Below are 11,182 nucleotides of genomic sequence, written 5' to 3'. Positions count from 1 at the left end.
GCGCCTCCGAGGAGCCCCGAGCGGTAGAGCCGGACGACGTCGACCCGCACACGATCGACGCTTCCGAGCACGCGGACCCGTACGCCCCGTCGGCGCCCACCCCGCGCGCCCCCGAGATCTCCACCGGCGGCAAGCCCACCGTCCCCGGCCCCGCCCGCCGTTCCGCCGCCGACCCGGTGAAGGCCCTGATGCACCGTCACCGCGAGCTGTGCGCCCGGGCCGTCGACCCTCTGGAGATCGCGGCGGGCCTGGAGGCCCACGGCGTCACCGACCGCACGGCCGTCCGCTTCCGGCACCGGGACGTCTTCTCCCTCGCGGAGGAGATGTACGCCCGTGTCCCGAGGGACGGCGAGGCGCCCCCGCCGCCCACGACGGAGCAGACCTCCGGGGCCCGCGCCGACTGGGCCCTGCTCACCCTCCTCCCCGGCGCCCTCTGCGTGGCCACGGTGACCGGCATCCGCCTCACCGACGGTCAGTCCCGGCTGGTCGCCGCCCTGGTGGGCTTCCTGGCCGTTTCCCTGGCCGTACGCGCGGCCCTGTCCCGCGGCCCCCTCGGCACATCCGACCGCGCACCCACCACCGGCACCTCCACCTGGACGTACTGGCTCCTCGCCTACGCCACCCTCGGCGACGGCCTCCTCGCGGCGGCCGTGACCGGCGGCCCCGACGCCCTCCCCACGGGCGCCGCCGACGCCGCCTGGCCCATGACCACGGCTCCGCTCCTCGCCCTCACCCTGTCCTGCGCCCCGGCGGCCTGGTCCGCCCACCTCTTCGCGGCACGCGCCCGGCGCAAACTGGCCGTCAGCCGGGGGCTGGAGGACTTCGCGGCCTCCGTACGCCCTCTGCTGCTCGGCACCTTCGCCCTGTACCTGTGCGCCCTGACGGCGCTGTCGGCCCTGTCCGGCGCCGCCGTGGCCGAACCGGCAGCCCTCCCACAGGTCATTGCCCTGGGCGCCCTCCTCTTCCTCGCCCGCCTCCTCACCGTCCACGGCTTCACCCACGCCCCCGGGGCGGTCCTCACCGCCGCTGCCACGGCCCAGGCGACCGCCTTGGCCGCGGTCTTCGCCTCCCGCCTTCCGGGCTGCGGCTTCCTGGCCGCACCGGTGGACGCCCTGGTGGACCTCTGGGGCGCGAGCGGCATCCAGACCCTGTCCTGCGGACTCGGCGCCCTGGCCCTGCTGATCCACGGGGCCCGCAAGCTGACGAGAGCGTCGGCCCACGCCCGGGCGGAGGACTCGTGCTGACCCGCACCCGAACCACGCACCCGCCGTAGGCACGGCCGCCCACCCGGCGTGGGCGAGAGCAGCCACCCGTCGTGGGCGCGACCTTCCACCCACGGTGGCAAACCGCCCCGCCGACCCGCACACACCGCCTCAGCAGCTCCTCCGGCCCCGCCGCAGGCAACCGCTCCGGCCCCCGCCGCAGGCACCCCCGGATTCCGCCGCAGGCACCCCCCTCCGGTCCCGCCGGAGGCACCTCGCAAGCCCCTCCCGAAGGAGAACCCGCAATGACCACCTCCCGACCCGCCCCCAAGGCCCCGGGAGCAGCCCGATGAGAGTCCTGCTGATCGGAGCCAACGGCTACCTCGGCCGCTTCGTCGCCGACCGCCTGCTCGCCGACCCCGCCGTCCAGCTCACCGCCCTCGGCCGCGGTGACGACGCCGACGTCCGCTTCGACCTCGCGTCCGGCAGCCCCGGCGCCCTCACCCGCTTCCTCGACGCGGTCCACCCGGGCGTCGTCGTCAACTGCGCCGGCGCCACCCGCGGCGGAGCCCGCGAACTCACCCGCCACAACACGGTCGCCGTCGCCACCGTCTGCGAGGCCCTGCGCCGCAGCGGCTGCGGAGCCCGTCTGGTGCAGATCGGCTGCGGTGCCGAGTACGGCCCCAGCCAGCCGGGCTCCTCCACCGCCGAGGACGCCGTCCCCCGCCCCGGCGGCCCGTACGGCGTCAGCAAGCTCGCTGCCACCGAACTGGTCCTCGGCTCCGGCCTGGACGCGGTCGTCCTGCGTGTCTTCTCACCGGCCGGCCCCGGCACCCCCGCGGGCTCCCCGCTCGGCCGTCTCGCCGAGGCCATGCGCCGCGCCATGCAGTCCGGCGACGGCGAACTGAAGCTCGGCGGCCTCGGGGCCCAGCGCGACTTCGTCGACGTCCGCGACGTGGCCCGCGCCGTCCACGCGGCCTCGCTCTCCGCCGCACAGGGCGTCATCAACATCGGCTCGGGCCGCGCCGTCCGCCTCCGCGACGCCGCCGCCGTCCTGGCCCGGGTCGCCGGATACGGCGGCGCCCTCCATGAACTCGACGGCCCTCCCGGCCCGCTGAGGGCGACCATCGGCCACCCCCGCCCGGAGCCCGACCACGCGGCACCCGTCGCGTACCCGTACCCCGACGGCTGCGGCAGCTGGCAGCAGGCCGATGTGCGCACCGCGCGCGACCGGCTCGGCTGGCGTCCCCGCATCAACCTCGAAGAGTCCCTCGCCGACATCTGGATGGAGGCGGCATGCCGCATCTGACCAGCACGAAGACCAGCACGTCGAGCACCGAACTGCGCACCGGCCTCGGGGTCCCCGGCTACGCCCACCCCCTGGTCGCCCCCGCAGAGTGGGCCGAACTCGCCCGCCCCGGCACCCCCCTGCACTGGGCTGTCCTCGACGTCGCCGACGGCCCCGGGGCCCGCCCCGACCCGCACTGCCTCGAAGCGGCCGGCCGGCTGCGCAACGCGGGCGTCCGTGTCCTCGGTCGCCTCGACAGCGCCCACGGCACCCGCGCCTACGGCGAGACGATCTCCGAGGCCCAGCGCTACATCGACTGGTACCGGGTCGACGGGTTCCTCCTGGACCACTGTCCGACCGATCGCGCCACGCTGCCCGAGGTCCGCCGCACCGTCACCACGCTCCGCGCGATCCGTGACAATGCCCACATCGTCCTCGGCCACGGCACCCACCCCCACCCCGGCTACGCCGAGAACGCCGACCAGTTGGTCACCTTCTCCGGCTCCTGGAGCGACTACCGCTGGTCGCAGGTGGCCGAGTGGACCGCCGACTACCCGCCCGACCGCTTCTGCCACCTCGTCCACGGGGTACCCGGCCCGCACCTTGAGGAGGCGCTGCGGATCGCCCGCTGGCAGGGCGCCGCCACGATCTGGTTCACCGACCGCACGGACCGCGGCGGCCGCGTCGACCCCTGGGAGACCATGCCCGGCTACTGGGACGAGATCGTCTCGCGGATCGGAACGGGTGTCTCGGAATGAAGAGGCCCATGGCAGTGTTACGGGGAGAACAACCGTAGTGATTGACCGACCAACGGAGTCCCCGTGTCGCTGCCACCCCTGGTCGAGCCCGCTGGCGAGCTCACCGTAGACGAGGTCCGCAGGTACTCCCGCCACCTGATCATCCCCGATGTCGGGATGGACGGGCAGAAGCGGCTGAAGAACGCCAAGGTGCTCTGTGTGGGCGCCGGCGGCCTGGGCTCGCCGGCGCTGATGTACCTGGCCGCGGCGGGCGTGGGCACGCTCGGCATCGTGGAGTTCGACGAGGTCGACGAGTCGAACCTGCAGCGCCAGATCATCCACAGCCAGGCCGACATCGGCCGCTCCAAGGCCGAGTCCGCGCGCGACTCCGTCCTCGGCATCAACCCGTACGTGAACGTGGTCCTTCACGAGGAACGGCTTGAGGCCGACAACGTGATGGACATCTTCAGCCAGTACGACCTGATCGTCGACGGCACCGACAACTTCGCGACCCGCTACCTGGTCAACGACGCGTGCGTGCTGCTCAACAAGCCGTACGTCTGGGGCTCGATCTACCGCTTCGACGGCCAGGCCTCCGTCTTCTGGTCTGAGCACGGCCCCTGCTACCGCTGCCTCTACCCGGAGCCCCCGCCCCCCGGCATGGTCCCCTCCTGCGCCGAGGGCGGCGTGTTGGGCGTGCTGTGCGCGTCCATCGGCTCCATCCAGGTCAACGAGGCCATCAAGCTCCTCGCGGGCATCGGTGAGCCCCTCGTCGGCCGCCTGATGATCTACGACGCCCTGGAGATGCAGTACCGCCAGGTCAAGGTCCGCAAGGACCCGAACTGCGCGGTCTGCGGCGAGAACCCGACCGTCACCGAGCTCATCGACTACGAGGCCTTCTGCGGCGTCGTCTCCGAGGAGGCCCAGGAGGCGGCCGCCGGCTCGACGATCACTCCCAAGCAGCTCAAGGAGTGGCTCGACGACGGCGAGAACATCGAGATCATCGACGTCCGCGAGACCAACGAGTACGAGATCGTCTCCATCCCGGGCGCCAAGCTGATCCCCAAGAACGAGTTCCTCATGGGCACCGCCCTGGAGGGCCTCCCGCAGGACAAGAAGATCGTCCTGCACTGCAAGACGGGTGTCCGCAGTGCGGAAGTCCTCGCGGTGCTGAAGTCCGCGGGCTTCTCCGACGCCGTGCACGTCGGCGGCGGTGTGATCGGCTGGGTCAACCAGATCGAGCCGCACAAGCCGGTCTACTAGGCCCACGCCTTCCCGGGAGGGGCTCGGCACCACGGGTGCCGGGCCCCTTTCCCCTACCCACGCAGGGCGCAGACCTTGCCGTCCTTCGGCACCGTGCCCTTCAGCAGATACGCGTTCACCGTGGAGTCCACGCAGTCGCTCCCGTTCCCGTACGCCCCGTGTCCCTCGCCCTTCCAGGTGAGCTCCACACCGACTCCTTTGCCCAACTCGTCCGCCATCCTCCGGGCACCCTCGTACGGTGTCGCCGGGTCGCCCGTGTTGCCGATCACCAGCACCGGTGCCGCGCCGGGCGCGCTCACCTCCGGGGTCTGGTACTGCCCGGGCACCGGCCAGTCGTGGCACCAGCCGGCCGCGTCCCAGCCGAGGAAGGGGCCGAACACGGGGGAGATCCTCTCGAACTCGGGCAGCAGCCTCTTCGCCTCCGTGAGGGTGGGCCGCTGCTTGTCGTCCAAGCACGATATGACCCGTTGGGCCTGCGGGAGCAGGCCGTAGCGGCCCGAGGGGTCACGGTCGTTGTAGCCGTCGGCGAGCGCCAGCAGTTCGGAGCCGTCCCCCTCCTCGGCCGTGTCGAGAGCGCTGGTCAGGGAAGGCCAGCTGTCCTGGCGGTACAACGGCCAGACGATGCCGGTGAACGCGAGGACCTGGGTCAGCTTCCGCCCGGAATAGGTGTCCAGCGGCTCCGCGTCGATCCGGTCCAGCAGGTCCGCGATCTTCCGGGTGCCCCGCTCGGGGTCCTGACCGGTGGACGCGAGGTAGTTGTCGAGCGCGTGCTGGAAGCCCCGGGCCTGGTTCTCGCGGTGGGCCACCATGTCGGCGCTCGGGTCGACGACCGCGTCGAGCACCAGCCGCCCCACGTGCTCCGGGAACAGGTGGGCGTAGACGCCGCCGAGTTCGGTGCCGTACGAGATGCCGAAGTAGTGCAGCCTGTCGTCGCCGAGGACCTGGCGCATCAGGTCCATGTCCCGCGCGGTGTCGGTGGTCGAGACGTGTGCCAGCAGCGCCCCCGCGTCCTTCGCGCAGCCCCGGGCGAAGTCGGTGGCGTCCCGCAGGTACGCCCGCTCCTCGGCCGGGGTGTCCGGGGTGGGGTCCACCGCCTCGGCCGCCTGCGTCTGCCTGTCACTGCGGCAGCGGACGCCCTCGCTGGCGCCGACCCCGCGCGGGTCCCAGCTCACCAGGTCGTACCGCTCGCGCAACAGGGAGACGGTGGCGGCGTACCCGGGCATTCCGGCGACGCCCGACGCGCCGGGGCCGCCGAAGTCGAACAGCAGCGAGCCGATGCGCTCGCCGCCGCGGGCCTTGGAGCGGATCAGCGCGAGGTCGATCGTCTCTCCGTCCGGCTTCGACCAGTCGAGCGGCACCTTCAGCGTCGCGCACTGCCAGTCCCTGCCGGGCGCGGAGGCGTCCGCGGTGGCCTTGCAGCGCTCCCAGTCGAGTCTCTGCGAGGTCAGCGCGGCGGGCAGCGCTTTCGCGCCGGTCGTGGTGGGCCTCGCGCTGCCCGATCGCTCGTCCCCCGCACCGCCTCCGGACGAACCACCGCTGCAGCCGGCCGCCAGCAGCGCGGCCGCGGCGGTCACGGCCGCCCACCGTACGAAACGCCCCATCACAGTCCCCCTCCCAAGCCGTCCGTGCCGATCCACGAACGCCGGTCCGGCCATGGTAGGCCGATCACGAGACACCCGTCCGAGCCTGTGGATAACCCTTTGACCAGCAGTTTCGCGGAGTCCGTGGCGGTCGGGTGCTACGAGCAGACGGTCCCGGCCGCCGGCACCTTCCCGGTGAGGAGATAGCCGTTCACCGCGTCCTGGACACACTTGTTCTTGCTGTCGTAGGCCCCGTGCCCCTGCCCCTTGTACGTCAGCTCGACGCCGACACCCCGACCGAGCGCCTCCACCATCTTCCGGGCGCCCTCGTACGGGGTCGCGGGGTCCCCGGTGTTGCCCACGACCAGGATCGGTGCCGATCCGGCGGCGCTCACGTCGGGATGGTCGGCGGCGCCCGCCACGGCCCAGTCGGTGCAGGTCAGCAGCGACCAGGCCAGGAAGTCACCGAACAGCGGCGACGCGGCACGGAACTCGGGCAGCCTCCGCTCGACCGCGGCCGTGGTGTACCGGGGCTTGTCGTCGGCGCAGTTGATGGAGATGTTGGCCGCGGTGATGTTGCTGTACTCGCCGTTCTCGCTGCGCCCGTTCATCGAGTCGGACAGCACCATCAGGACCCTCCCGTCACCGTCGTACGCCTGTTCCAGGCCCTCGGTCAGGTACTCCCAGAAGTCCTTGGAGTACAGGGCCTGCGCGATGCCGTTGGTCGCGGCGGTCTGGGTCAGCACCCGCTGCCCGATGCCGGGGATCGGCTTCCTGTCGAGGTCGGCCAGGAGTTTCGCGATGCGGTCCTTGACGTCCTGCGCGGTGTCGCCGACGGGGCAGTCCGTGGGCTGCGAAGTGCAGTCCTCGGCGAAGTTGTCGAGCGCGAGCTGGAAGCCCCGGGCCTGTCCGAGCGAGCCCTGCTCGCTGTTCTGCGTCGGGTCGACGACCCCGTCGAAGACCGCGCGCCCCACATGCTTCGGGAACAGGTGGGCGTAGACGCCGCCGAGTTCGGTGCCGTACGAGATGCCGAAGTAGTGCAGCTTGTCGTCGCCGAGGACCTGACGCATCAGGTCCATGTCGCGGGCGGCGTCGGTCGTGCGCACATGCGGCAGCATCTTCTGGGAGTTCTCCTCGCAGGCCGCGTTGAACTCCTTGGTGTTGTCCAGCAGCTTGGCGCGTTCGGCCGAGTCGTCGGGGGTCCCGTCCTGCTCGAAGTACACGTCGAGCTGGAGGTCGTTCAGGCACTCCACCGGGGCGCTGCGGCCGACCCCGCGTGGATCGAAGCTCACCAGGTCGTAGCGGGTGCGCAGTTTCGCGTAGTCCGAGCCGAAGGCGGGCAGCGTGCTGACGCCCGAGCCGCCGGGGCCGCCGAAGTTGAAGACGAGCGAGCCGATGCGTCTGTTCTCCGGGCCACTGGTCCTGGCCCGGATCAGCGCGATGCCGATCGTGTCGCCCTTGGGCTTCGCCCAGTCGAGCGGGGCCTTGAGGGTGGCGCACTGCCATTCCTCGCCGCCGGGAAGCGGCGAGGGGGCGTCTCCGCCGCCCTCGGCCGGGGAGGGGGCCGGGCAGTCCTTCCAGCTCAGCTTCTGGGCCGAGAGGTCCTCTTCCTGGGAGTCGGCGCAGCCCGCCAGCGCGCAAGCCAGCAGAAGGGCGGTGGCGGTGAGGGCGGCGACACGCAGTCGAGAGGGGGTCGGCATGCAACCATCCTGCGCTCGCGCGCGCGGGGATGCTCGGGGCGCGAGCCGTAAGAGGTACCTGCCTCGGACGGGGCGGCAGGGACTACAGGGCGCCCTTCCGGGACAGCTGGTTGAAGGCCAGCCAGCCCGGCAGCACCGGCAGCCACAGCGTCAGCAGTCGGAACAGCAGAACGGCCGGGGCGGCGACCTCCTTGGGGAGCCCCACGGCGATCAGACCGACCGTCAAGGTGGCCTCCACGGCGCCCACACCGCCCGGAGTCGGCGCCGCCGAGCCGAGCGCGTTGCCGGCGAGGAAGACGACGGCGACGCTGGCGATGCTGAGCGAGGTGCCCTCGCTGCCGAAGGCGCGGATGGAGGCGTCCAGGCACATCACGAAGCAGGCCGTCAGCAGCAGCATGCCGCCGATGCCGGTGATCAGCTTCTGCGGCCGCTGGAGCACGTCCAGCATGCGCGGCACGACACCCGCGAACAGCGACCTCACGCGCGTGACGACGAACTTCCTGAGGAACGGCACCGAGGTGACCACGAGCACGAGCACCGCCACCGTCAGCAGGCCCGCGATGACGGTTCGAGAGGGCGACAGCGACGGCGTCTTCTCGGTGCCGGTCAGGTAGCCGAAGGACAGCAGCATCAGGATGTGGCAGCCGAGCCCGAACAGCTGCGAGGCGCCGACACTGGCCACCGCGAGCCCCGGCCGCACCCCCTGGCGTTGCAGGAAGCGTGTGTTGAGCGCCACTCCGCCGACCGCGGCCGGTGCGACGATCTTGACGAACGAACCGGCCACCTGGGCCGCCACCGTCCGCAGGAATCCCACCCGCTCGGGCACGAAGCCCAGCAGCGCCATGGCGGCGGCGAAGTAGCTGCACGCCGAGAACAGCACGGCGGCGGCGACCCAGCCCCACTCGGCGTTGGCGACGAGGGGGCCGAACTCGATGTGCGTGAGCTGTGTCAGCAGGAAGTACGCACCGATGGCACCCGCGATGAAGCTGATCAGCGTGCGCGGCTTCACCCGCTCCAGGCGGGCCGGCTCGACCGGCGCCTGCGGTCTGATCAGCAGCACCTGATGGCGGATCTGCGTCAGCAGGTCCTCCTCGCGCGCCTCTTCGATGGCCTCGTCGATGGCCCGCTTCTCCGCCCGCGCCTCCGCCTTGACGGTCTTCTTGTCGGGCTTTTCGAGTACGGGCCTGGTGTCCTCCGTCGCTTCCTCCAGCCGGGCCTGCTTGGCCTGCTGGGACGCCTCCAGGACGGCGTCGCGCTCACGCTGGGCGCGCTCCCGGGCCAGCCGGCGCAGCGTCGCGCGCGTGGAGCGCGTCAGCGCGATCGGCTGGAGCATCGGCAGACAGTCGGCCACGGTGTCGGGACCGAGGATGCTGACCGCCGAGGCCACCGCGCGTTCCGCGCCGGCGAGCAGCCCCAGGGTCGTCACCAGCTGGGCGACGTCCATGCGCAGCAGCAGGGTGCTGGCCGCGATCTCGCCGCCGCGCAGATCGGTGAGGATCACCGCGCCGGAACGATCCACCAAGATCGCGTCACCCGCGAGCCTGCGGTGCGCGATGCGCCGCGACTGCAGCGCCTGCACCTGGCGCCAGGTGTTGCGCAGCAGCTCGTCGGTGATCTCGTCCTCGGCCAGCGATTCGAGCGTGCGCCCGCCGGTGTGCTCGTAGACGAGCATCACGGCGTCGGGACCGAGTTCGGAGGTGGCGATCAGCTTGGGCGCGTTGGCGCCGGCCGCGATCGCCGCGTAGGCGAGCAGCGCCTCCTGCTCCAGGGCCTGTCTGAGCGACTGGAGGCTGCTGCGGGTGGCGAAGCCGCGCAGGGTGAGGTTGCGCCACACGCGGTAGAAGAAGCCCTGCGCCTGCTGCTCCCGGTCGACCACCGTCACGTCCAGCGGCGGGCCGTCCTCCAGGGTGACGAAGTAGCGCCTGCCGCGGTCGCCGTTCTCCGCGGTCTCCGAGGCCTCTTCGCGGGCCGCGCTGACCGGATGGAAGCCGACGGTCCTGAGACCCGCGATCAGCGTCCGCCCGGTGGGCCGGACATTGGGCGAGCCGACCGCGTACAGCGTCCCGTAGGCGACGGTCCAGCCGATCAGCACCGTCAGGATGATCGAGAACGGGGTGGTGTAGCCGGTGACGAGCATCGAGAACGCGTCGAGCATCAGCACGATCCACAGCACCGCCCGCCAGCGCGGCCTGCGGGACATGCCGACGGCCGTCATATAGGCGATGACGGGCGCCAGATAGCCGTGCACCGGGTCGGTGAGGGCGTGGATGTCGCCGGGGGAGGGCTGGGTAAGCGCTTCCTGAATGGAGCCGGGGGCGCCCTTGGCCACCCACAGGTCGGTGGCGAGCGTCACACCGTGGGCGAGGACCGCGGCGAGCACACCGTCGGCGATCCGCAGTCCGTCGCGCTTGATCAGGCGTTCGATCGCGAACGCGACCGGGACCAGGAGGATCGCGATGCTGGAGGCGAGGCCGGCGATCCTGATGAGCAGGTCGGGCGCCTGCCCGGTGCCCTTGTTGATGTCCTGTTCGAGTCCCGAGGTGGTGCCGTGCGCGAACGCGGCGATCGCGAGCAGCACCACGAGGGCCAGCACGCCGACCAGCAGCCGCATCAGATCGGAGGGCCGGTGCACGCGCGCGGGGAGCAGTGGTTCGTCGCTCTCGACCGCGTCGACGTGCACTTCTTCGGCGTCGGCGGTGTCGGGGCGCGACGAAGCGTCAGAGGTGCTCTCGGCGTCCTCCGGGTGCACACCCTGTGGCTTCATCGTCTCTTCTTGATCTCGTATCACCAGTCACCGCCCGCACGATGGTGGCATGCCCCACCGACACACCGGGGTGTCAGGGTGCACATGCGGGGGCGCACAGTCTGCCGGAAGCGCTGTCCCTGGGCGAGGGATACGCACGGTCGCGAGCCCGTCACATTGTCGGTGGCGTGGTGCAGGATGGGGCGGATGAGCGAGCAGAGCCTTCCTCAGGACGCCCACCCGGAGTACGCGGACGCGCTGCCGGAATACGCCGAGCGGGTCCTCGACGTGGCCGAACGCATTCCGCCCGGGCGCGTCATGACATACGGCGATGTCGCCGAGTGGCTGGAGGAGGGCGGCCCCCGCCAGGTCGGCCGGGTCATGGCCCTGTACGGCGGAGCCGTTCCCTGGTGGCGTGTCGTCCGCGCGGACGGCGCCCTGCTTCCGGGGCACGAACTGCGGGCGCTCGACCGGTACCGCGCCGAGGGCACGCCCCTCAAGGAGGCGAGCAGGGCCGCCGAGGGCCATCTGCCGCGCCTCGACATGAGACGGGCGCGCTGGGACGGCGGCGGCCGTGCGGAGGGTCACACCTGACAGCTTCCGCCATCCCGGGGGCCCGGGAGCACCCGGAGGCCCGTACGGGGGAAACACGGCACGTCTGTGGCATGC

At 71.9% G+C, this 11,182-nt stretch carries 8 protein-coding genes; 5 read left to right on the top strand and 3 right to left on the bottom strand.

Annotation, left to right across the window (positions count from 1 at the left end; genetic code table 11):
* Positions 1–53 precede the first annotated feature (53 nt).
* From AQI94_RS08580 to moeZ, 4 genes are all read left to right on the top strand, one after another.
* Positions 54–1,244 (top strand): hypothetical protein, encoded by a 1,191-nt coding sequence (locus AQI94_RS08580; RefSeq protein WP_404817898.1) that lies wholly within the window; start codon positions 54–56, stop codon positions 1,242–1,244.
* 307 nt (positions 1,245–1,551) lie between these two features.
* Positions 1,552–2,511, top strand: coding sequence for an NAD-dependent epimerase/dehydratase family protein (locus AQI94_RS08575; protein WP_031058876.1), 960 nt, complete (start codon positions 1,552–1,554; stop codon positions 2,509–2,511).
* A complete protein-coding gene (locus AQI94_RS08570) occupies positions 2,499–3,248 on the top strand; it encodes a spherulation-specific family 4 protein (RefSeq protein ID WP_031058879.1) in 750 nt (249 codons plus the stop codon). The genes AQI94_RS08575 and AQI94_RS08570 overlap by 13 nt, the downstream gene beginning before the upstream one ends.
* Positions 3,249–3,311: 63 nt before the next feature.
* On the top strand, positions 3,312–4,490 hold the full coding sequence (gene moeZ, locus AQI94_RS08565; protein WP_031058882.1) for an adenylyltransferase/sulfurtransferase MoeZ: 1,179 nt from the start codon (positions 3,312–3,314) through the stop codon (positions 4,488–4,490).
* Between the two features lie 53 nt (positions 4,491–4,543).
* Here moeZ and AQI94_RS08560 read toward each other — a convergent pair whose 3' ends face one another.
* The 3 genes from AQI94_RS08560 to AQI94_RS08550 all read right to left on the bottom strand — a co-directional run bounded on the left by AQI94_RS08560 (position 4,544) and on the right by AQI94_RS08550 (position 10,534).
* Positions 4,544–6,091 (bottom strand): alpha/beta hydrolase, encoded by a 1,548-nt coding sequence (locus AQI94_RS08560; RefSeq protein WP_031058884.1) that lies wholly within the window; start codon positions 6,089–6,091, stop codon positions 4,544–4,546.
* A 137-nt stretch (positions 6,092–6,228) separates the two neighbouring features.
* Positions 6,229–7,770 (bottom strand): alpha/beta hydrolase, encoded by a 1,542-nt coding sequence (locus tag AQI94_RS08555; RefSeq protein ID WP_031058886.1) that lies wholly within the window; start codon positions 7,768–7,770, stop codon positions 6,229–6,231.
* A gap of 82 nt (positions 7,771–7,852) precedes the next feature.
* Complete coding sequence (locus tag AQI94_RS08550; protein ID WP_031058889.1) at positions 7,853–10,534, bottom strand: lysylphosphatidylglycerol synthase domain-containing protein; 2,682 nt, start codon at positions 10,532–10,534, stop codon at positions 7,853–7,855.
* Between the two features lie 186 nt (positions 10,535–10,720).
* On the opposite strand from AQI94_RS08550, the gene AQI94_RS08545 reads away from it, so the two are divergent.
* A complete protein-coding gene (locus tag AQI94_RS08545) occupies positions 10,721–11,107 on the top strand; it encodes an MGMT family protein (protein ID WP_031058892.1) in 387 nt (128 codons plus the stop codon).
* Positions 11,108–11,182: the final 75 nt, after the last annotated feature.

The sequence above is a fragment of the Streptomyces pseudovenezuelae genome (genome assembly GCF_001513955.1).
GTDB lineage: Bacteria > Actinomycetota > Actinomycetes > Streptomycetales > Streptomycetaceae > Streptomyces > Streptomyces pseudovenezuelae.
Note: the sequence above shows the minus strand (reverse complement) of the source record. Positions and strands in the feature narration are given on the sequence as shown.